22 protein-coding genes are annotated in these 21,067 nt (G+C 39.6%); 11 read left to right on the plus strand and 11 right to left on the minus strand.

Annotated elements, in window-relative coordinates; all coding sequences use genetic code 11:
- Positions 1–42: 42 nt before the first annotated feature.
- From murC to lpxC, 6 genes are all read left to right on the plus strand, one after another.
- Positions 43–1,452: a UDP-N-acetylmuramate--L-alanine ligase gene (gene murC / locus J8L70_RS11450; RefSeq protein ID WP_247664798.1), complete on the plus strand. Its 1,410-nt coding sequence runs from the start codon at positions 43–45 to the stop codon at positions 1,450–1,452.
- On the plus strand, positions 1,449–2,369 hold the full coding sequence (locus J8L70_RS11455) for a D-alanine--D-alanine ligase (RefSeq protein WP_211055722.1): 921 nt from the start codon (positions 1,449–1,451) through the stop codon (positions 2,367–2,369). The genes murC and J8L70_RS11455 overlap by 4 nt, the downstream gene beginning before the upstream one ends.
- Before the next feature lies 1 nt (position 2,370).
- Positions 2,371–3,159, plus strand: coding sequence for a cell division protein FtsQ/DivIB (locus J8L70_RS11460; protein WP_211055723.1), 789 nt, complete (start codon positions 2,371–2,373; stop codon positions 3,157–3,159).
- On the plus strand, positions 3,156–4,388 hold the full coding sequence (gene ftsA, locus J8L70_RS11465; protein WP_211055724.1) for a cell division protein FtsA: 1,233 nt from the start codon (positions 3,156–3,158) through the stop codon (positions 4,386–4,388). The genes J8L70_RS11460 and ftsA overlap by 4 nt, the downstream gene beginning before the upstream one ends.
- Before the next feature lie 21 nt (positions 4,389–4,409).
- On the plus strand, positions 4,410–5,654 hold the full coding sequence (gene ftsZ, locus J8L70_RS11470; RefSeq protein WP_211055725.1) for a cell division protein FtsZ: 1,245 nt from the start codon (positions 4,410–4,412) through the stop codon (positions 5,652–5,654).
- 104 nt (positions 5,655–5,758) lie between these two features.
- The gene (lpxC, locus tag J8L70_RS11475) at positions 5,759–6,670 is read left to right on the plus strand and encodes a UDP-3-O-acyl-N-acetylglucosamine deacetylase (RefSeq protein ID WP_211055726.1); all 912 of its coding nucleotides are present in this window, start codon (positions 5,759–5,761) and stop codon (positions 6,668–6,670) included.
- A gap of 105 nt (positions 6,671–6,775) precedes the next feature.
- Here lpxC and yjjG read toward each other — a convergent pair whose 3' ends face one another.
- The 3 genes from yjjG to J8L70_RS11490 are packed head-to-tail and all read right to left on the minus strand — an operon-like array spanning position 6,776 to position 8,956.
- Positions 6,776–7,450 (minus strand): pyrimidine 5'-nucleotidase, encoded by a 675-nt coding sequence (yjjG, locus tag J8L70_RS11480; RefSeq protein WP_211055727.1) that lies wholly within the window; start codon positions 7,448–7,450, stop codon positions 6,776–6,778.
- Between the two features lie 7 nt (positions 7,451–7,457).
- The gene (yjjX, locus tag J8L70_RS11485; protein WP_211055728.1) at positions 7,458–7,997 is read right to left on the minus strand and encodes an inosine/xanthosine triphosphatase; all 540 of its coding nucleotides are present in this window, start codon (positions 7,995–7,997) and stop codon (positions 7,458–7,460) included.
- Positions 7,998–8,056: 59 nt separating this feature from the next.
- A complete protein-coding gene (locus J8L70_RS11490; protein ID WP_211055729.1) occupies positions 8,057–8,956 on the minus strand; it encodes a phosphoribulokinase in 900 nt (299 codons plus the stop codon).
- A 108-nt stretch (positions 8,957–9,064) separates the two neighbouring features.
- Here J8L70_RS11490 and J8L70_RS11495 point away from each other — a divergent pair, with 108 nt between their 5' ends.
- Together J8L70_RS11495 and J8L70_RS11500 are read left to right on the plus strand one after the other, a co-directional pair.
- Complete coding sequence (locus J8L70_RS11495; protein ID WP_211055730.1) at positions 9,065–9,940, plus strand: hypothetical protein; 876 nt, start codon at positions 9,065–9,067, stop codon at positions 9,938–9,940.
- A 67-nt stretch (positions 9,941–10,007) separates the two neighbouring features.
- Complete coding sequence (locus tag J8L70_RS11500; RefSeq protein WP_211055731.1) at positions 10,008–10,373, plus strand: hypothetical protein; 366 nt, start codon at positions 10,008–10,010, stop codon at positions 10,371–10,373.
- Positions 10,374–10,458: 85 nt separating this feature from the next.
- Here the strand turns inward: J8L70_RS11500 and J8L70_RS11505 are convergent, their stop codons facing one another.
- The 5 genes from J8L70_RS11505 to J8L70_RS11525 form a co-directional block, all read right to left on the minus strand.
- On the minus strand, positions 10,459–13,032 hold the full coding sequence (locus tag J8L70_RS11505) for a M1 family metallopeptidase (RefSeq protein ID WP_211055732.1): 2,574 nt from the start codon (positions 13,030–13,032) through the stop codon (positions 10,459–10,461).
- A 173-nt stretch (positions 13,033–13,205) separates the two neighbouring features.
- Entirely contained in the window at positions 13,206–13,886 is a 681-nt protein-coding gene (locus tag J8L70_RS11510; protein WP_211055733.1) for a hypothetical protein, read from the minus strand.
- A 186-nt stretch (positions 13,887–14,072) separates the two neighbouring features.
- Complete coding sequence (locus J8L70_RS11515; RefSeq protein WP_211055734.1) at positions 14,073–14,423, minus strand: DUF2750 domain-containing protein; 351 nt, start codon at positions 14,421–14,423, stop codon at positions 14,073–14,075.
- A 17-nt stretch (positions 14,424–14,440) separates the two neighbouring features.
- A complete protein-coding gene (locus J8L70_RS11520) occupies positions 14,441–15,019 on the minus strand; it encodes a glutathione S-transferase (protein ID WP_211055735.1) in 579 nt (192 codons plus the stop codon).
- A gap of 90 nt (positions 15,020–15,109) precedes the next feature.
- On the minus strand, positions 15,110–15,388 hold the full coding sequence (locus J8L70_RS11525; protein ID WP_211055736.1) for a peptidylprolyl isomerase: 279 nt from the start codon (positions 15,386–15,388) through the stop codon (positions 15,110–15,112).
- A 201-nt stretch (positions 15,389–15,589) separates the two neighbouring features.
- Between J8L70_RS11525 and J8L70_RS11530 the strand changes: the two genes are divergently transcribed.
- Positions 15,590–16,075, plus strand: coding sequence for a GNAT family N-acetyltransferase (locus J8L70_RS11530; RefSeq protein ID WP_211055737.1), 486 nt, complete (start codon positions 15,590–15,592; stop codon positions 16,073–16,075).
- A gap of 6 nt (positions 16,076–16,081) precedes the next feature.
- Here J8L70_RS11530 and queG read toward each other — a convergent pair whose 3' ends face one another.
- Complete coding sequence (gene queG / locus J8L70_RS11535; RefSeq protein WP_211055738.1) at positions 16,082–17,215, minus strand: tRNA epoxyqueuosine(34) reductase QueG; 1,134 nt, start codon at positions 17,213–17,215, stop codon at positions 16,082–16,084.
- 84 nt (positions 17,216–17,299) lie between these two features.
- On the opposite strand from queG, the gene J8L70_RS11540 reads away from it, so the two are divergent.
- Positions 17,300–17,914, plus strand: coding sequence for a fumarylacetoacetate hydrolase family protein (locus J8L70_RS11540; RefSeq protein WP_211055739.1), 615 nt, complete (start codon positions 17,300–17,302; stop codon positions 17,912–17,914).
- A gap of 33 nt (positions 17,915–17,947) precedes the next feature.
- Here J8L70_RS11540 and J8L70_RS11545 read toward each other — a convergent pair whose 3' ends face one another.
- The gene (locus tag J8L70_RS11545) at positions 17,948–19,000 is read right to left on the minus strand and encodes an aldo/keto reductase (protein WP_211055740.1); all 1,053 of its coding nucleotides are present in this window, start codon (positions 18,998–19,000) and stop codon (positions 17,948–17,950) included.
- Positions 19,001–19,014: 14 nt separating this feature from the next.
- Positions 19,015–19,443, minus strand: coding sequence for an acyl-CoA thioesterase (locus J8L70_RS11550; protein WP_211055741.1), 429 nt, complete (start codon positions 19,441–19,443; stop codon positions 19,015–19,017).
- A 157-nt stretch (positions 19,444–19,600) separates the two neighbouring features.
- Here J8L70_RS11550 and J8L70_RS11555 point away from each other — a divergent pair, with 157 nt between their 5' ends.
- Positions 19,601–21,055 (plus strand): alpha/beta hydrolase, encoded by a 1,455-nt coding sequence (locus J8L70_RS11555; protein ID WP_211055742.1) that lies wholly within the window; start codon positions 19,601–19,603, stop codon positions 21,053–21,055.
- Positions 21,056–21,067: the final 12 nt, after the last annotated feature.

The raw sequence follows: 21,067 nt of genomic DNA on the forward strand, positions 1-21,067 counted from the left end.
GTGAAAGAGACATTACCACAAGAAAAGCTAGCACGACCGGCAATGCGCCGCATTGAGACAATACATTTTATTGGTATTGGTGGTGCAGGAATGGGCGGCATTGCTGAGGTACTTGCCTTTGAAGGCTACAGAATTACAGGTTCTGATATTGCAAATAGTGCGATGACAGAACGATTAATTCAAGCTGGGGCAGAGGTGTTTATTGGGCATCACGAAAATAACATAAAAGATGCCAATGTTGTTGTGGTGTCAAGTGCAATTGATGAAACCAACCCTGAGATTATTGCAGCAAAAGCAGCGCGTATTCCAATTGTACGTCGTGCTGAAATGTTAGCTGAATTAATGCGTTTTCGCCATGGTATTGCCATTGCTGGTACCCATGGAAAAACAACTACAACAAGCTTAATTGCCAGTATTTACGCTCAAGCAGGACTTGATCCAACGTTTATTATCGGTGGCTTATTAAATAGCGCAGGGAGTAATGCCAAGGTAGGGAAAAGTGATTTTTTAATTGCCGAAGCCGATGAAAGTGACGCGTCGTTTTTACATTTACAACCAATGGTGTCGGTGATCACTAATATTGAAGAAGATCATATGGATACATATGGTGGTAGTCTTGATAAAATGAAAGACACATATGTTGATTTTATTCATAACTTACCATTTTATGGTTTAGCTGTGGTGTGTATTGATTCAGAGGTTGCATGTGAATTAATTCCTCGCTTTGCTCGTCCAGTTATTACCTATGGTGAGTCAAGTGATGCCGATTACCGTATGAGTGATTTTAGCCAGTCGGCAAATACGTGTACTTTTACAGTAACAACCAAGCAAGGTGAAAGTTTAACTGCCACCTTAAATATGCCTGGTAAGCACAATGCCTTAAATGCGACGGCTGCGATTGCGGTGGCAAAAGATCAAAATATAGCAAACTACGCCATTTTAGAGGCTTTAAAACAATTTGAAGGTATAGGTCGTCGTTTTCAACATTATGGCGATTTTGATAACGAACGCGGTAAAGTAATGTTAGTCGATGATTATGGCCATCATCCTTCAGAAGTTGCTGCAACCATTGCAGCTGTACGTGAAGGGTGGCCTGATAAGCGCTTAGTAATGATTTATCAACCACATCGTTTTACTCGTACACGCGATTTATACGAAGATTTTGTAAAGGTCCTTGCTGAAGTCGATCAGTTATTACTGCTTGATGTGTATAGTGCCGGCGAAGAGCCGATTGTCGGTGCCGACAGTAAAAGTTTATGCCGTAGTTTGCGCCAGCGCGGTAAAGAACCATTACATATAGCTACTAATTCAGAGTTAGCTGGTGTATTGGCAAGTCATTTACAAGATAACGATTTAGTACTTACTCAAGGTGCTGGGAATATAGGCCAATTAGTTAAAAAGCTAGCCGCTACGGATATGATGATAAAGCAACTTAAACAGGTAGATGTATGACACAGAAAAATAAGCAGTTTGGTAAAGTAGCGGTACTGCTTGGTGGTAATTCAGCAGAGCGTGAGGTGTCATTAAAGTCTGGGCAAGCTATTTTAGCAGCACTAATCAAGCAAGGGGTTGATGCAATTGCATTCGATCCTAAAGATCAAAGTTTATGGCAACTAAAAGAGTTAGCTGTTGATCGTGTATTTATTGCATTACACGGGCGTGGTGGCGAAGATGGCACTGTACAAGGGGCGCTTGAGTTTATGAATTTGCCTTACACAGGCAGTAATGTATTAGGCTCGGCATTGGCCATGGATAAAATTCGTTGTAAGCATTTATTTAAATCAGCAGGTTTAAGTACTGCACCTTATGCGGTTGTTGATGCTAAAAAAGGGTTTGATAGCAACGCCATAATTAATGAATTTAAAAAGGTAATGGTAAAACCTTCGCATGAAGGTTCGAGTATTGGCATGGCGCAAGCTCAGACAGCCCAGCAATTAGATGAAGCGCTAAATAATGCCTTTAAATTTGACAGCCAAGTGCTGGTGGAGCAATGGATCAGTGGGCGTGAATTTACAATAACGGTACTCGGTGATGAAGTACAGCCGGTGATAGAAATGACCACACCACATGGTTTTTATGATTATCAGGCTAAATATCAATCTAATACCACGCAATATCATTGCCCAGCTCAAATATCTGACAAAGATACGCAAAAGCTTCAAGCAATGGCATTAGCAGCATTTGATTTAGTGGGTGCTAGCGGCTGGGGCCGAGTTGATGCGATGCAAGGCAGTGATGGTGAATATTACTTATTAGAAGTAAACACAGTCCCTGGAATGACAGAAAAGTCGTTAGTTCCTATGGCAGCAAAAGCAAATGGCGTTAACTTTGAACAATTAGTAGTTCGCATTTTGGAGCAAACCCTTTAATATGCATCCTTTTTTAGAGAAAATGCGCACATTACAGCACCAATTAAAGCAATTTAATTGGTCGATGATATTTGGTGTGAGCTTTTTTCTAACAGTAATATTTGGTTTAGTGCAACTAACACAAGGTATTTCAACGTGGTTAGTGGAAAATAAAGATGCACAAATTAAGCATTTAACTGTATTAGGGCAACCAAAATATACGACTGAAAAAGCGATTACTGCAGCAATAAAAAAAGCGGACTTAACCAGTTTTTTTGAACTAGACGTTATGCATGTGCAAGCTTTGGTAAAAGAGTTACCTTGGGTTGAAACGGTGTCAGTACGAAAACAATGGCCAGATACATTACAAGTATTTGTGGTTGAGCATGAAGCCGTGGCGTATTGGAATAGCGACCTATTACTTAATCGAAGTGGTGAAGCATTTCAAGCCAGCAGTGATAAGTTAAGTGCCTCTTTACCACAGCTGTATGGCCCAGAAGGCAGTGAAATAGAAGCATGGGTTGCCTTTAAGCAATTTGAAGAAATGCTGAAAGTAAATAACTTAACATTAAGTAGCTTGGCTTTGTCGGAGCGTTTTTCTTGGCAGCTATGGCTAGATAATGGATTGTTATTAAATTTAGGGCGAAAAGATAAAGCAAAGCGTGTGCAGCGTTTTATAGACGTTTACCCGCGCATGGAAAAGCGTGAAGATGCCGTGATTAATGCAGTCGATTTACGCTATGATACCGGCCTTGCAGTGAGCTATAAGCCAGTGCAAGAAGAGCAATTACAAAATAAGAGTAAGGCATGACAAAGTCAGCAGAAAGAAACCTTGTTATAGGATTAGACGTTGGCACCTCGAAAGTGGTTGCGACGGTAGGTGAAATCACCGCAGATAATAAACTCAGTATTGTGGGTGTAGGTAGTCAAGTGTCTCACGGTATGGATAAAGGTGGGGTTAACGATTTAAACCTTGTATCTGAATCTATCAGACGTGCTATTGATGAAGCAGAGTTGATGGCTGATTGCCGTATTAGTTCTGTGTACTTAGGTATTTCGGGTAAGCATATTCAGTGTCAAAACGAAAGCGGTGTTGTTGCTATTAACAATACCGAAGTGAGTGATGAAGACATAGAGAATGTCATTCATATAGCCCGCTCAGTGCCTATTTCAGCTGAACGTAAAATGTTGCATGCATTACCACAAGAATACAGTATTGATATGCAAGAGGGGATTAAAAACCCGCTGGGTATGAGTGGTGTGCGTATGGAAGCTCGCGCGCACATAATTACTTGTTCGAACGATATGGCAAAAAATATCGAAAAATGTGTTGAGCGTTGTGGTCTGCAAGTTGATCAACTTATTTTTACTGCATTAGCTTCATGCTACTCAGTACTGACCGATGATGAAAAAGAGCTAGGTGTTGCAGTATTAGATATTGGTGGTGGTACAATGGATATCACTATTTATATTAATGGTGCGCTGCGTCACTCGGCAGTGATCCCTGTTGCAGGAAATCAAGTGACAGGCGATATTGCAAAAATATTTCGAACACCTATATCGCATGCTGAGTCACTCAAAGTACAATATGCTTGCGCTAGCAGCCAAATGGCAAGCAGCGAAGAGACAATCGAAGTACCGAGTGTCGGCGGTCGACCAGCAAGACAAATGTCTCGTCATACTTTATCAGAAGTGGTTGAACCGCGTTTTAGAGAATTATTTGAACTGGCGATGGAAGAAATTCGCCGTTCAGGGTTAGAAGATCAAATAGCCGCTGGCCTTGTTATCACAGGCGGGACAGCGAAAATGACAGGCGCAATGGAAGTGGCAGAAGACATTTTCCAAATGCCGGTCAGAATTGGCAAACCAGTTGGGATAGTTGGTTTGACAGATTATGTGGACGATCCTTCATATGCAACCGCTGTTGGTTTGTTACAATACGGTCGTACAATGCAATCGGTGAATGCACTCAAATCGAAAGCAGATGAAGGCAATAATTGGTGGAACCGCATTACAAAATGGTTTCAAGGCGAATTTTAATACTCAAGTCGGAGAGTAATCATGTTTGATATAATGGAACAACACAGCGAAGAAGCTGTAATCAAAGTAATTGGTGTGGGCGGCGGCGGCGGTAATGCTGTTGAGCACATGGTAAAGCAAAAAATTGAAGGGGTACGTTTTATTGCTGCAAATACGGATGCACAAGCATTACGTAACTCTGCAGCTGATGTAACTGTTCAGTTAGGCACGCAAATAACCTCAGGGTTAGGTGCTGGAGCAAACCCAGAAGTGGGTCGTGATTCAGCAGAGGAAGATGCTGAAACCATTCGCGCAAGTTTAGAAGGCGCCGACATGGTGTTTATTGCTGCTGGTATGGGTGGTGGTACCGGTACCGGTGCAGCGCCAGTTGTTGCTAAAATAGCAAAAGAGTTAGGGATTCTAACGGTTGCCGTTGTGACTCGTCCTTTTGATTTTGAAGGCAAAAAGCGTGCAGCAGCAGCAGAGCAAGGTATTAATGAATTATCAGAAACGGTTGATTCACTTATTACAATTCCTAACAATAAATTACTTAAAGTTTTAGGCAAAGGGACTACACTCTTAGACGCCTTTGCAAAAGCGAATGATGTATTGTTTGGTGCGGTTCAAGGTATTGCAGAGTTAATTACTCGTGCGGGCTTAATTAACGTGGATTTCGCCGATGTACGTACGGTTATGTCAGCAATGGGAACAGCCATGATGGGGACAGCCTCTGCTAAAGGTCCTGATCGTGCACAAGAAGCAGCTGAAGCCGCTATTTCAAGTCCACTGCTTGAAGATGTTGATTTAACTGGTGCTAAAGGTATTTTAGTTAATATTACCGCGGGTATGGACATTGCGATTGAAGAATTTGAAATTGTCGGTAACCATGTTAAAGCATTAGCGTCTGAAAATGCGACTGTTGTTGTGGGTGCTGTTATTGACCCAGAAATGACTGAAGAATTACGTGTAACTGTTGTTGCAACTGGCTTAGGTGGTGAGCGACGTCCACAATTTGGTGTCGTTGATAATGGCTTTAAAAAAGCGGCTGGTTCTGATGTGCCAAGCTCTGTTGCTCAATCTAGTAGCAGCATGTACGTTCCAAGCTTTGCAAGCCAAGGTAGCACTGAAGAAGTTGCTAGCACAAGTACTGAAACGAAAGAGACAAATAGTTCTGCAAGCTCAACCAGCAATGCGAGCACAACAAGTAAAAGTACAGGCAAAGCAGATAATGGCGAAGGTGGTGACTACTTCGATATTCCTGCATTTTTACGTAAACAAGCAGATTAATCTCGTTTTCACTGCAGTGTAAAAAGTGAGCGATATTGTATGGCGGCAGTATTTATGTTACTATCCGTCGTCTAACTGTAACAAATTATTAAGTGAGCGAACCTATGATTAAACAGCGTACGATTGCAGAAGTAGTCAAAGCCATAGGAATTGGACTTCATAAAGGTGAGAAGGTCACAATAACTCTCCGACCTGCGTGTGCAAATACTGGGATAGTATTTCGCCGTGTTGACCTTGATCCGGTTGTTGATTTTGAAACAACACCTGAAGCCGTTGGCGATACGCAGCTGTGTACTTGTTTAATTAATAAAGATGGCGTTCGCTTATCAACGACTGAGCACCTAATTGCAGCGGTTGCTGCAATGGGAATCGATAATTTAATTGTCGAATTAGATAGTTCAGAAGTACCTATTATGGATGGTAGTGCATTACCATTTATTTATTTGTTACAAAAAGGCGGTATTGAAGAACAAAATGTCGCTAAACGCTTTATTCGTATTAAAGAAAAAGTACGTATTGAAGAGGGCGATAAATGGGCCGAAGTAGAACCTTACGATGGTTTTCATATCGACTTTGAAATCGCGTTTGATCACCCAGCAATTAACGAAAGCCGTCAACGCGTTGGGTTAGACATAACTGCACAAAGCTTTACTGAAGAAATTAGCCGTGCACGCACATTTGGTTTTATGAAAGACATTGAGTACATGCATGCGAATAACCTAGCATTAGGTGGTAGCATGGATAGTGCCGTTGTTCTTGACGAATTTAAAGTTTTGAATCCAAATGGTTTGCGTTATAGCGACGAGTTTGTGAAGCACAAAATTCTTGACTGTGTAGGCGATATGTTTATGACGGGTCATAACTTACTAGGTAAAGTCACTGCTTTTAAGTCGGGTCACGATTTAAATAACAAGCTACTACGCAAAATTATGGCGACAGAATCAGCATGGGAATGGGCAACATTTGAAACGCCTGTTACTATGCCTGCACCCGGTTTAGAGCTTGCTAGAGCTTAGTTTATAAGTTATTTGTATACAGTTTAAAAAATGACGCTTATTAGCGTCATTTTTTATATCTATTCGTTATGAACACGTTATCGATAATCCCAGTGGGATTACTAACTAATTTAATAATAACGATTGTAATTGCGCTAAATTTTGTACGGTATAAGTCGGTGATATCCCTTGTGGCAGTGTCTCGTTAGGGTGTTGCAACCAACAGGTATCTATCCCCACATTCTGAGCTCCGAGTATGTCACTTGCAGGCGTATCGCCAACCATTAATATTTGGCTTTTATCAGGGTTTCCCATTAGCTCAAACGTATGTTCAAATATAGATGGGTGTGGTTTTGGGTTACTCACCAGCTCTGAAACCACCAACCATTCAAACATATCAGTTAAACCGGTACGGGCTAAACGAATGCGTTGCAAACGTGCAAAACCATTAGTAATGATCCCCAGCTTGGCATGAGGTTTAATCGCATTTAATAAAGAAATCGCCCCTGGAAGAGGCTGACAAATATCCGCCATCGCATCTAAAAACTCTTCGTTAAGTTTTTCTGCTGGAACATTGAGTTTTGCTGACCATTCATTAAAGCGAGTTACCTGAAGGTACTGCGCACTAATTTCACCATTTTGGTATTTAACCCACAACGGTTTATTAATTGTTTGATAATGTTGGTAATCAGCAGTGGTAAAGCTAATACCGTACTTTGTAAACATTTGTTGCATACCAGCCAAAATATCAAATTTAAACAGAGTTTCGTCGGCATCAAATAGAACATAGCTGTATTTCATAGCATTCCTAAAGTTTATAAAGTGTAGGGTGTAAAAAAGGGGCCATTGCTAACGTGAGAGCTTGGGTATAGGTACTTTCTCTTGTCGCTTTGTGGTTTGTTAACAAGCCAATTGCCCCCCCTTGTTGTTTTATATTGGTGGTGTTAAATGCATCATCCATAACATCGCCAAGTTCTTTTCCTTGCAATAGCGCATTATACAAAGACTGAGGTAAAGGCAGGTTGCTGCTTCGTCCTGTCGCGCGTTCAGTGCCATTATCTATAACTACATAGGCAAAGGTTGCAGGTCCATAGTTAAATTGCTCAGCACCGCCTTCCATAGCCACATAATAATCAGCATTGTTATGGTCTTTTAAGTAATTAACGCGATTTTCTGCACCATGACGAGTTTCATCTTCACCTATCGGTTGATCGGGTACATTTGATGGGGCTGAGCTGCCCTCACACAAGATTTGATGGTTGTTAAAATACAGCTCAAAAACATGTTTAGCTGCGCTGATTTTAACTGGGTTTTTAGATCCCACGAGTATTTTTAATGCTGGTAACATATTTATTATTCCTTGCAAAACCAGCAGTGTACGTGAGTTTTAAGCAACAAAAAAGTGCTTTAAATTGGGATGTCTAATGCTGATAAATTTTCTAAAGCGCGCTTTTTAACAATAATATCTTTAATTAATGGCGTTAATACCAGCTCCATAGCTAATCCCATTTTGCCACCAGGAACTACTAACGTATTGATTCTCGACATAAAGCTGCCTTCTATCATGCGTAAGTAGTATGGAAAGTCTACATCTTCAATACCGCGAAAACGAATAACGACAAAGCTTTCATCTAAAGAGGGAATATCTTTTGCGCTAAACGGATTAGATGTATCTACAGTGGGTACTCGTTGAAAGTTAATATGAGTGCGTGAAAACTGAGGCGTAATATGGTTAATATAATCATCCATACTGCGCACAATAGAGTCCATTACCTTTTCACGAGAGTGGCCTCTGTCTGAGGTATCGCGGATTAGTTTTTGGATCCATTCAAGGTTAATGATTGGAACCATACCAATGAGTAAGTCTACATGTTTAGCAACATCATGTTCTTGATCGACCACCCCACCATGTAAACCTTCGTAAAACATCAGATCAGTGTTTTGTTTTAGATCTTGCCATGGAGTAAATGTTCCTGGGAGTTGGTTATAAGGCACTGCTTCGTCGAAGGTATGTAAATAGCGGCGTATTTTTCCGACTCCTGTTTCACTGTATGTATCAAAAAGCGATTCAAGCGCACCAAAATCATTCGCTTCACGGCCAAAGTAACTAATATGTTTACTTTCCTGTTGTGCTTCTCTGATTATTTTATCCATTTCTGGACGTGTATAGCGGTGAAAACTGTCGCCTTCAACAAAAGCGGCGTCGATATTTAAACTTCTAAAAATATGTTTTACTGCATTGGTTGTGGTGGTTGTTCCTGCACCAGAAGAACCAGTAATTGCAATGATCGGGTGTTTAGCTGACATGTATGTTCTCTTTTATGAGACCTTAATTATAGGTGTTTTTGTAGGTCAAGTGACGACATCATTAAATAACGTTATCATGAGGTGCTTAAAATTAAAACGAGATAAAGCATGAAACTTATTAAACCATTACTCAGTTTAGCCACATTAACGGCGCTAAGCCTAAGTAACGCGCAAGCTAGCATGCCTAAAAGCCAAATTTTATTGGCCGATTTAAATACCCCTTATGGTATACAAGTAAGCTTAGTAGGCGAAAATACCAGTTATAATAATCAACCACACTTAATGGGGAACGATTTATATTTTACTCATGAAGTTATTAATGCCGAGCAAAGTCAAACCGATATTATGCACTTTGATCTGCTAACAAAGCAGTTAAAAAATATAACGAATACTGAAGTGAGTGAATATTCGCCGACTTTAATGCCTGAAAAAAATGCTTTGTCGGCCATTGTTGTCGAAAAAGAGGGGAAACAAAAACTCTGGCAATATCCATTAGCTAGTGAAAGTGTGCAGCCGAGTCGAATTTTTCAATGGATTGAACCTGTTGGTTATCATGCTTGGGGTATAAATAATGATTTGGTCATGTTTATTTTAGGCCAGCCACACACATTACAATATACCAGTGTTGATGCGGCTAAAGGACAGGTTATTGCACAGAACATTGGCCGTACACTTATTTATAACGCCACAATGGCGCAGTTTTTATTTAGCTACAGTAAAAACGATCAACAGTACGTTGCCCGCTTTAACCCCAAAAATAAAAAAGTAGACGATCTTTTTAGATTACCGAATGAAGTACAGGACTTTATTTTAAAAGATGATAATACAATTGCGTATGCAATAGATAACCGTGTGTATCAACGCCAACTAACTAGCTTAACGCATGTATCGCAATGGCTAGATTTAACGCCTTACTGTGAAACGAAAATTACTCGGATGAGCTACAACCACGACAAACTTGCATTTGTTTGTGATGTTAACTAAAACAATTCAAGCTTTTATAACGCGTATACGTTACTGTAACGCTTAACTAAATAACAGGGAACACACCGTGGCTTATACTGTAGAAGAGCTGACAGAGCAGCTTATAAAATTACAATGTCGAAGTAATTTTAAAATTAAGAACATTGCAGAGTACATGTTAGCGAACTCGAAAGAGGCGTTTTATAGTCACAGCGAAGGTGGGAAAGGGAAACTTGTTATTCGCCCTGCTTTTGAAGTATTCAGTGATGACTTTAATACAATAGACGGTGTATCACGTGTTTCAGGGTATTTTCATAGTAGTGAAATGACTCGTTTTCCTACACGTATTCATAAAAGCGCTCAACCCATTCATTATGGCGTGGCGTTTAAAATTAATTCGCAGCAAGCAGCAAAAGAGTTTATAGAAAAATTAACAACCATTATCTCGGGTTAAGGCGTCGCTATTTTTCGAGGTTAAATTAGTTAAATAAAAAAACTGCAGAGCGTATGTACTCTGCGGTTTTTTATTATGGTTACTATTATTTAGCGTTTAAGAAGCTATTAACAGACTTAATTTCACGTTTTTTAAGTGCAATACAGTCTTGCGTGCTCTCTTGTAGCTTGCTGAGTGTACGTGCGTAACCGGGAACCTCTTCAACCTTTTTATTAAAAAATTGCTGAGTGGTCGCCAAGCTCTTCGCATTACAGTTAGCCGTTGTGAAATACGGTAAATTAGGAATGAAAAACGGTGGTAAACTTGCCGTTACTTTATCGTAATTTGCGTAAATCCAGTCAATAAATAGTGCTTGGCGTTCTTCTGTGTAGCTTTGCCCCGCTAAAATAGTACGCATATCAGAGGCGGTAACCGCATCAGTTAAGCTATAAGCAAGCACTTCTTTTTGTAGTGCAGGTTTACCAAAATAACCCATAGCAGAGAGCATATTAGTACGTACTTGTGGATCTTTTGTCGTAACAAACTCATTGGTAAACTGAGTTAGTAATGCTTTATCACCATGCAAAGCCGCTAATTTTAAATAGGTACTTGCTAAGTAAGGGTCTACTTTTTGTGGGTTAGTTAAATAAAGCTGAGTTTGCTGCTTTGCTTTATTTATGATTGTTTTATCTTCGCCATCAAAACCTAAACGTGCTACTACCGCTGCTCTTAATTGTGATATAGCTCCATCTTCACCGGCTTTAGCTTCGAGTCCATATTGTTTAGCCGCTGGCGTAACCGCACTGCGAATAAACTCAGGCCATAGAGCTTTATTCGACTCATCTTTAAAGGTGTTTTGCTGTGAAGCTAAATAGCCCAGCGCCGTATTTGCAACACGAGGGTGGCTATCACTGGCAAAAACTTCGAGTGTTTGCATTAGTTTTGCTGCAGAAATAACACCGGCATCTAATAGTGCATCGGTCGCTGATAACAAGGCTAAACGTTCTCGGTCTGTTAGTTTTGCTGCTGCATTGTCGATTAACGCACTAAATTGGGTATCATCAAGTACCCAGCGGTAATAGCCTAAAGCACCTTGATCTGGATAAATCCACTGTGGTTCAAAGTCTAAATCGATGGTTTGTGATTGCTCGCTTAGTAATACATTAACGGTTTTAACTTTATCGCCAGCACCGTATTTTATTGCCACCGGTACATTCCATAGTTGCTCGGGAGCATCTACACCAGCATTCGCAAAACGGCTTTGGCTAATAATGAGCTGTTTATTATGTGCCGTCACTTTTATTAATGGGTATGAGGATTGTTCAATAAATGATTTTAAAACACTGGCAACATCTTTATTTGATGCCTCACCAAGGGCTTGCCATAAATCGGCAGCTTCGGCATTTTTAAATGAAAACTTCTTCATATAACTGCGAATGCCTTTTTGGAATACCTCTTCGCCAATCCAGTTTTCAACCATAGAAAGTACGGCACTGCCTTTAGAATAAGCAAGGCCTAAACCATCCATAATATCGGCTTCGGTTTTAATCGGTTTACGAATTGGTTTTGTACTTAAACGTGCATCTAAGGGCATAACACGGTTTTGTGGTAAGTCTAAATGCGACTCAAATTCTGGGTTTAATTGCTTGGTGATTTTAGCTGCCATCCAGCTCGCAAATGCTTCGTTTAGCCATAAATCGTTCCACCATTTCATGGTGACTAAGTTACCGTACCATTGGTGTGCTAATTCGTGAGCAATAATTGATACGTTACGTTGCTTTTTGCTGCGAGTAGCGGTATCTAAATCGACGAGTAAAATATCTTCGCGGTACGTTACCAGGCCTGAATTTTCCATTGCACCGAATGGAAATTCGGGTACGGCTACCGAGTCTAGTTTTTTGTAAACATAATCAATACCAAAGTAATCCTCAAGTGCGGCTAATACTTTAGGCATGTTTTGTTTTGCGTAATCGGCTAAGTGAATTTTACCTTGTGGTGTAATTACACGGCCAGGGATGGGCATGCCTTCAATTTTTAGCTCTTCAAATGGGCCTACGGCCATAGCGACTAAATACGAAGGGATAGGGGGTGTTTTATCAAAGTAATGAGTGGTCATATCGCCATTTGTTGTTGTTTTTAGTTCTGGCGTATTGGCGTACACTTTTTGTGATGTAGGTGCGGTAATTGTTAATTGAAACGGAATTTTATAACTTGGTTCATCAAATACAGGAAATGCGCGACGAGCATCACTCATTTCAAATTGTGTAAATAAGTAAGGTGTCCCTTGGTCAAGGGTTTTGTATAACCCTACACTTTGACGATTGTAAGGGGCTGAAAAATCAATTTTTAAAGTGTACTTACCCGCTTGAATTTGTTCATCACACGAGAGTTTTACTTTTCCCGTTTTTAGCATAGCAGTGCTTAAGTCGCAGTTTTTATCACCTAATAACTGCACCATGCTGGTGGCATAATCAACACCGTTTAATTCAATGTATTTAGTTGGCTTTAGTACTTCAAGTGCTATTTCTGTGACACCCGAAAAAGTATCTTTGCTTGGGTCGAGTGTTAACGACACTTTTTGTGAGCTAGGTTTAGCTAGCTTTTCAATAACAAATTCATTGGCATTGGCACTACTCATACCAAGCGCAACACTTAAAGTGATAAGACTTTTAAGAAACATGATCATCCCTAGATTATTTTTGTTAGAAACAGATTAAAGCAGCGACCTTTATGCGGTATGTGCTTAATACGTAGATATCCTAACAGTTTTTTTTAATAGAGTAAGTTAATAATAAAATAACGCAGGTACTAAATTTAGTAACAAAATTTGTCTGTAAAACAATTTTAATAAAACTAATGACTATGGCGAGAGGTGAAACGCTGCCAACTAATTAATGGATTTACATCCCTAATTTGTTGTACCACATTGTTAAGTAGGTTGAGGGAATCAAAAGTCGTGTGAGGGTAATCGTTAAATCCTAATAAGTAATTAAATGCATCTTTGCAATCTAGCTGCAATGCGTAAATGCGCACCTGTTGTTCAAAGTTGAGGCGTAAGCTACTGATTGCCGTTTTCATCCCTAATTGGTCGACACTTGGTAAAGCACATTTTTGTAAATAACCAGTGCGTGCTCCTTCACCAGAGAACCAAATGCGTACTTTTTCACTATATCGGCCCGATTTAGCGGGGAGATCGAATAGTAGTCGCTGCTGTTTTTGTGATTTTACAAACTGACAATAGTCATTAAATCCAGCTTTAATAAGTGATTGATGCACAGGCACAACACGTGATTTAATTTTGCCGTGAGTATGAAAGTCGAAATAAAGTTGACCTTGCACTGTAATTATATCGTTGAGGCTTAAACAGCCAATTTCATCGCTGTAAGCGCCGCTATAATAGGCAATTAATGGGAGCCAAAAATGCCAATGCTTAGGCTGCTCGCGTGCAACACGAAAATCGTCATAGATATAACCATGAAATAACGTATGCAGTTCCATAGCAGAAAAAGGGCGGCGACCAAGATGGGATTTCAACGTACTACCTTGAAAATAATAACAAGTTTTATTTTATACTCAAGCTACCTGAGAAGCTAGAGAGCGTTTATTCTTAGCGGTTAAATTTACAGTAGCTGGTCTGATATTAACTCTCACATTTTAATAAGCAGCATAAATACTATGCTGCTTTTAAATACAGTGAGTTTGTAATCTTAAATAACTAACTTACTCACTTAATGCGCGTGCTAAACCAACCGGTTCAATTTCAACACATACTTGGTCATCGTTCCAGTTAAGGCCGACAATGGCATCATCTTCGTTTAAATCTTCTACCCAATCGTCTAAAAACGCGTCTAAGGCAATTTCTACTGGGCTGTATTCTGCCCATTCTTCTTTACATTGCGCCTTCGCAGCGTTTTCACTTTCCCATAGTAACAATACATCGGTATCAGCAAACTGGTTTGACTCACAGACAACAAAACCGCCATCTTCGGCGCCAAGTGCCCAAACTTGTTCGTTTAATTTCACTTTTTCTACAAAGCTAATTAATTGTGATTCAATTTCGATATCGCTCATTTATTTTACCTTTTAATTTAGTCTCTGGGATCCGTGCTTATCGCTGCTTGATGGTTTTCATAAGAGTTATGTAATGCCACAAGCTCGTTAAGGTGGCTAAAATCAACCAATTCGCGAAAGCTTATCCAATCAAGCAGGCAGTATAAACTGATGTTTAGGTATTCACAGCCTTTAAATTCGTCATTTGTTAAATGATCATTTAAATAGTTTAAAGTTTGCTCTACACGTTCACGCTGTAAATTAAAAAATAGTTTATCGGCTTGTATGTCAAACCCTGAGCGCTTACATAAAAATAGTTCTACTAATGAATCGTTACAGGCATTAATCGTTGTAAGTAGATTTTCTTGCGGCCAACTAAGTTGAGTGCTTTGAGTTTTATCCAATAGGTAACGAATAATATTATTAGAGTCGGTGATGGTAAATTCATCGTCGATCAGAATGGGTATTTTTCGTGCTGGATTGTTTTTTATCATTGTTGGACGATCGTCATCGCCAAAAATATTTAGATTTACACGGGTTAAATCACAATTGTTAACCTGTGCCCACATTGCAATACGGCGAACATAAGGTGAGGTTGTAGACCCAATGAGTTGCATTATTAGCTCCTAAATAAATAAAGCCGCAAAGCGGCTTTATTAAAAATTAAATCGGGTGTTTATAGTCATAAACATCGTTAATGTGCTCGATTACGAGCGGCTTGTTACTTCAAGTAAGTGGTAACCAAACTGGGTTTGTACAGGGCCTTGTACTTCGTTAAGAGGAGCTGAAAAAACAACTTTATCGAATTCAGGCACCATCATACCAGGACCAAACTCACCAAGCGCACCGCCATCTTGTCCAGACGGGCAGTTTGAGTGTACTTTTGCAAGTTCTGCAAAATCTTCACCTTGCTCAATTTTTGTTTTAAGGTCTAAACATTGCGCTTCACTTTCTACTAATATGTGTCTTGCACTTGCCACTGTCATAATATTTTCCGTTTATTGGTGATGTTTTTTTAAACAATTAGAGAGGTTATTCTAGTAACTTTACTTGCTCAGTGCCAGTAATAAATTTAGCAGGTTTAGTTTTTTATTTAATTACATTTTTATGATTTAAATATTAACCATTTTAAAGCGAAGATCGATAAGCTAATATGATGATACTGAATTAATTTTTTAATAGTTATTATGACAATTCGTTTAGCAAATATTGAAGATTTACCAGCGATTGTAGCCATTTATAATGAAACGGTTGCAGGCAGAATGGTCACGGCAGATACCGAAGAGGTCAGCGTAGAACAAAAACTAGCATGGTTTAATGGCCATAATACAAAGCGACCTATTTATGTTTACTGCGAAAACAATAAAGTGCTTGCTTGGCTTAGCTACAAGTCTTTTTACGGACGCCCTGCTTACGATGGTACAGTAGAAATAAGCATTTATATTACTGCCCATGCGCAAGGTAAAGGCTTGGGTAAACGCTTGATGACGTTTGCACAAGAGCAAGCCACATTACTCGACATAAAAGTACTGCTTGGGTTTATATTTAGCCACAATATACCGAGTGTTAAGCTATTTGAACATTTTGATTTTAGTCTATGGGGTGAACTACCTAATGTGGCTATTATGGACGATGCTTCCTATAGTTTAAGTATTTTTGGTAAGCACTTATAATCGCTTTTAGGCATCTCTGGGCAACCCTTTTTCAACAATGCGGATAAGCCGTGCTGTTTTTCTTAGTTGTTTGGGTTGTTTATTGTATTGCTGTGTTAAAGCCCATTGAATATGCTCTGCGACTAATTCATCAGCATCTGCAAGGCGCGCTTGCAAGGTGCTGATTATTGCCGGAGAAAATGTCGCATTCCCTAAGCCTACGGCTAAATTTCGTAGCCAGCGTTGATGCCCTATACGACGAATTGGGCTGCCTTCAGTGTGTTTTAAAAACGTGGCTTCATCCCATTGAAATAACTCAACTAAGTCTTTATTTTTTAATTGTGTACGAGGGTGAAAGTCTTGCTCATCGGTGATCTGTCCATACCGATTCCATGGGCACACTAATTGGCAATCATCACAGCCGTATACTCTGTTACCCATTAGTGAGCGATACTCAATTGGAATTGGGCCTTGGTGTTCTATCGTTAAATACGAAATACATTTACGCGCATCAACCACATACGGTTCAACAATGGCACCTGTAGGGCACAAAGTAATACATGCCACACATTTCCCACAGCCTTCAAACGTATTGGGTTGATCGACTGGCAGTGGAATATCAACAAAGACTTCACCTAAGAAAAACCAAGAGCCGGCTTCTTTATTAATTATTAAACTGTGTTTACCTTGCCAACCTAATCCTGCTTTTTCGGCTAGCTGGCGTTCAAGTACAGGCGCAGAATCAACAAACGGGCGAAACCCTAAATCTTCAACGTGTTCTGCAATTTTTTGTCCCAGTTTTTTTAACCGATTACGCATTAACTTGTGGTAGTCGCGACCTAATGCATATCGACTGATATATGCCTTTTCGGTTTGCTTTAAATTTTTTGCAAACTGCGCATCGGGAGGAAGGTAGTTCATTTTAACGCTAATGACCCTTTGCGTACCGGGGACAAGTTCATCTGGACGCGCACGCTTCATACCATGCGCAGCCATGTAATCCATTGAGCCATGGTACCCGGCATCAAGCCAACGCTTTAATTGCTTTTCGTGTTTTGAGAGATCAATATCGGTGATCCCCACTTCACTAAAGCCAAGCTCTATGCCCCATTGCTTAATTTGTTCAGCAAGTTGTTGATAATTAGGTGTTGATATACTCACAATATAGTCAATTTAACGTTAAAACAGCGAGAGTTTAGCATATACTAGATTTTAAGTGTTTTATTTCAGTTTAAGGTTTATTTAATGCAAACAATTAAATTTGCTGCGCAAGCAGTGACTCCCGAAAAAGTGGTGTGTGTAGGGCGAAATTATACTGCGCATATTGCCGAGCTAAATAATGAAACCCCTACTGAAATGGTGTTGTTTAATAAACCTAATAGTGCAATTAGCGACACATTATATGCAGTACATAATGACGATACTTTACACTACGAAACAGAGCTCTGTTTTGTGGTTAAAAATAATCAATTAGCGGGCATTGGCTTAGGTTTAGATTTAACTAAGCGTGCGGTTCAAAGTCGGTTAAAGCATAGAGGCTTGCCATGGGAGCGGGCAAAAGCGTTTAATGCGTCAGTGGTGTTTACACCATTTATCGCCATTACTCATAACATGAATACCATCACCTTTGAATTGCGTATTAATGATGTCATTACTCAGCGCGGTGATAGTCAATTTATGTTACATCAACCACAGCAAATATTAGCCGAAATTAATACGTTTATGCAGTTACATGATCACGATGTAATTATGACAGGCACACCCGCAGGCGTTGGCGAAGTGGTAAAAGGAAATACCTATAGCGTTAGCTTATTTGCCGATAATAACTGCATATTGACTCACCATTGGCAAGCTGTGTAGTGGTAATATGCAGTGTTTAATTAGCGTTTATGTTTAAAAAGGAATTGGATGGGCTTTAAATATCTCATCTATCGCGGCCAATGTTTCAGCCGATAAGGTGATATCAAATGCGTCAATATTCTCTTTTAGTTGGCTCATTTTCGTGGCACCAATAATAGTTGATGTTACACCGTCTACTTGATTACACCACGCCAGTGCAAGTTGAGCTGCAGTCATGTTATTTCCGTGTGCTAAATCAAGGTATTTTTGGGTAGCTTGTTGTGCTTGCGGTGTATCACGAAACAGTCCATTTCGCTGTGAAAAACTCCAACGTGAGCCCTCTGGGCGCGCTCCATTTAAATACTTACCCGTTAATAATCCCGCAGCTAAGGGAGACCAAGGTAAATAGGCAATATCTTCGTGAATACATTGCTCTATTAAATAAGGCCAGTCTTTAGCGTGTACTAAACTAAATTCGTTTTGAATAGCAACCATACGCGGTAAGTTATGCTCTTTTGCTAAACTTATATATTGGCTGATACCCCAAGGTGTATCGTCTGATAGGCCACAGTGTTTAATTTTTCCTGCTTTTACACAGTCGTTTAAGCCTTCTAAAATATCGAGCATACCAGCGATATGCTCGTTGGTGTTGGTATCGCTAAAACGTAATTTCCCCGGCCAATGCTTAGCAAAATGAGGAGTAGAGCGATTAGGCCAATGCAATTGGTATAAATCAATATAATCGGTTTGTAAGCGTTTTAAAGAATCATCAACCGCGTTGATAACCGCTTGACGATTAAGATCACCACCGTTACGTACCCAAGGCATGCCATTACCAGCTACTTTTGTGGCTAAAATAATATCTTGGCGTTTTTGCTTATTTCGGCTAACCCAATCGCCAATAATTTGCTCTGTTTTACCATAGGTGTCGGGCGATGGAGGTACAGCATACATTTCGGCTGTATCCATAAAGTTAACGCCTTTATCTAATGCATAGGCAATTTGCTCATCGGCATCACTTTGAGTATTTTGTAAGCCCCAAGTCATCGTGCCTAGGCATACACGAGACACCTTTACTGCACTGCTGCCTAATAAATTATATTGCATGAAAATTCCTTAACTTAATCACAAGCGTGTTGTTGCAAAGCTGATAATAATGGTTCAGTGATGGTTGTTTTTGTAGCGGTTTTAAAATCAAACATAACCACAGTAGAGTGCCCAGTCGTGGTGATAGCTTGCTGCGCATGGCTAAAAACTTGATATTGCATAGTAAACCTATCGGACTTGATATCACTAATAGCGACACTGACGGTGAGTGTATCGGGAAACGTGACCGGGCGTTTATAGCGAATGTTATTTTCGCTAATAACCGGTCCAACACCATTTGCATTAATGGTATCAAACAGGTTTATTTTAGATAAAAAATCAATACGCGCAGTTTCAAAATAACGTAAATACACGACATTATTAACATGTTGTAGCGCGTCCATATCACCCCATGCAACAGTGATATCAGTATGAATAGGGTGCTGCTGTTTAAAAGAAAGCATTATTTTAATTACCCTTAAAAATAAAGTATTTAGACTAACAATATGTATCAGTTAGCTCAAGTTTTTGATTACTTTGGAGTACGTTATACGCTGTATTTACCTTTATTGCCTTGTTAAGTACACTGAGAGGGATATTTGCAGCGACAAGGGATTTAAATTGCGTTTTACTCGGTACCTATTTTTAATATGTTTAGCATTTTATATAACATCATACGCTGTTCATGCTCAAACTCTTACCCCATTAAACGCTAAGCAATTAGCGCAGTTATCGTTTAGCCACCCCCCTTCTTCACATTGGCAATTTAGTTACTTTAACGAGCCGGTGTTTAACTCAAACATGTTAATACTCGAAGCGGGTGACAGCCATAAACCTAAATTATTGCTGGTACATGGTTTGGGGGCATTAGCCATGCAAGATTGGTTTGGAATTATTAACAAGTTAACACAGCAATATCATGTGATGGCTATCGATTTACCAGGCTTTGGCCATTCAGATTACCCGAAAGGGCGATACTCACCAGAAAATTATGCAGCAACGCTTGCAAGTTTAATTAAGCAAACCGATAACAAGCCCATTACTGTTGTTGGGCACTCAATGGGAGGAGCTGTTAGTTTATATTTAGCGGGTAAATATCCCCAGTATGTAAAAAAATTGGTATTGGTAGATGCAGCCGGTATTTTGCAAAAAACTGCATTTATAAAACCAATTACACACATTCCCAAGCCAAGTTCATTTTTACCTACGTTTTTACAAACCGCTTTTTTGAAAAATAAACTAGCCCAACTCAACGACTTTACCGCTGGCATAGTGGAAGAAACGTCTATCAACTCTTATATAACCGAAGTACTACATCAAAGCGATGGAGCTTGGCGGTTATTAATGGGTGAAAAACCAAATATGAATGCTGCACTGAGTTTAGTGGAACAAAACTTTAGTACGGTTGTGCAAAATGTCACTATGCCTAGCGGTATTATTTGGGGTAAAAACGATGCAATCGCACCTTTACGAACAGGCCAAGTACTTAATCATGTGTTAGTAAACAGCGAACTGATTGTGTTAGCTAATAGCGGGCACGTGCCAATGAAAGATAACACCGAAAAGTTTATGGATAGCTTGTTTAGTGTATTAAATAACACGGCAATTCAGGACAAAAGCGCGCAGCCTTTTTCACAATTAATAAACGAAACCTTATACTGTGAAGATAAGCACACGCGGTATTTTTCAGGCCATTACGATCGCGTTGTTATTAAAAATTGCAGTAACGTAACGATAGAGGATTTATCTGCCCATTCTATTGTTATTACAGACTCTTTAGTAAAAATGAGTAATGTAGTGATTAAAAGTAACGATGTTGCTCTTCATGTTGAAAATGCCGTCGTACAAATTACTAATTCGACCGTTACTGCAAAATATGGCGTAGATGTGATTAATAGCCGTTTTGATGCAGCGGGAATGAAAATAAACGCGAGTCAATATGGGTTAAAAGCGCAGGGGGAAAATAATATTATTTTTTCATTAAGTGAACTGCATAGCCCTATTTATAGTGGCGTTGTTCATGGTGCTTTTGAACCTGGAACGGGTTTGTTCGACACTGTAATGCTAAGTCACTAATTAATAACTGAT

This window comes from Pseudoalteromonas sp. MMG010, assembly GCF_018100905.1.
Classification (GTDB): Bacteria; Pseudomonadota; Gammaproteobacteria; order Enterobacterales; family Alteromonadaceae; genus Pseudoalteromonas.

Bases quoted from the DNA above. Each gene is read 5' to 3' on its own strand.
- lpxC (WP_211055726.1), top strand. From the start codon at position 5,759: ATGATTAAACAGCGTACGATTGCAGAAGTAGTCAAAGCCATAGGAATT.
- J8L70_RS11530 (WP_211055737.1), top strand. From the start codon at position 15,590: ATGACAATTCGTTTAGCAAATATTGAAGATTTACCAGCGATTGTAGCC.
- J8L70_RS11515 (WP_211055734.1), bottom strand. From the start codon at position 14,423: ATGAGCGATATCGAAATTGAATCACAATTAATTAGCTTTGTAGAAAAA.
- murC (WP_247664798.1), top strand. From the start codon at position 43: ATGCGCCGCATTGAGACAATACATTTTATTGGTATTGGTGGTGCAGGA.
- J8L70_RS11490 (WP_211055729.1), bottom strand. From the start codon at position 8,956: ATGTCAGCTAAACACCCGATCATTGCAATTACTGGTTCTTCTGGTGCA.
- J8L70_RS11550 (WP_211055741.1), bottom strand. From the start codon at position 19,443: ATGCTTTCTTTTAAACAGCAGCACCCTATTCATACTGATATCACTGTT.
- J8L70_RS11495 (WP_211055730.1), top strand. From the start codon at position 9,065: ATGAAACTTATTAAACCATTACTCAGTTTAGCCACATTAACGGCGCTA.
- J8L70_RS11540 (WP_211055739.1), top strand. From the start codon at position 17,300: ATGCAAACAATTAAATTTGCTGCGCAAGCAGTGACTCCCGAAAAAGTG.
- ftsZ (WP_211055725.1), top strand. From the start codon at position 4,410: ATGTTTGATATAATGGAACAACACAGCGAAGAAGCTGTAATCAAAGTA.
- J8L70_RS11505 (WP_211055732.1), bottom strand. From the start codon at position 13,032: ATGTTTCTTAAAAGTCTTATCACTTTAAGTGTTGCGCTTGGTATGAGT.
- J8L70_RS11545 (WP_211055740.1), bottom strand. From the start codon at position 19,000: ATGCAATATAATTTATTAGGCAGCAGTGCAGTAAAGGTGTCTCGTGTA.
- yjjX (WP_211055728.1), bottom strand. From the start codon at position 7,997: ATGTTACCAGCATTAAAAATACTCGTGGGATCTAAAAACCCAGTTAAA.
- yjjG (WP_211055727.1), bottom strand. From the start codon at position 7,450: ATGAAATACAGCTATGTTCTATTTGATGCCGACGAAACTCTGTTTAAA.
- J8L70_RS11460 (WP_211055723.1), top strand. From the start codon at position 2,371: ATGCATCCTTTTTTAGAGAAAATGCGCACATTACAGCACCAATTAAAG.
- J8L70_RS11525 (WP_211055736.1), bottom strand. From the start codon at position 15,388: ATGACAGTGGCAAGTGCAAGACACATATTAGTAGAAAGTGAAGCGCAA.
- J8L70_RS11520 (WP_211055735.1), bottom strand. From the start codon at position 15,019: ATGCAACTCATTGGGTCTACAACCTCACCTTATGTTCGCCGTATTGCA.
- ftsA (WP_211055724.1), top strand. From the start codon at position 3,156: ATGACAAAGTCAGCAGAAAGAAACCTTGTTATAGGATTAGACGTTGGC.
- J8L70_RS11455 (WP_211055722.1), top strand. From the start codon at position 1,449: ATGACACAGAAAAATAAGCAGTTTGGTAAAGTAGCGGTACTGCTTGGT.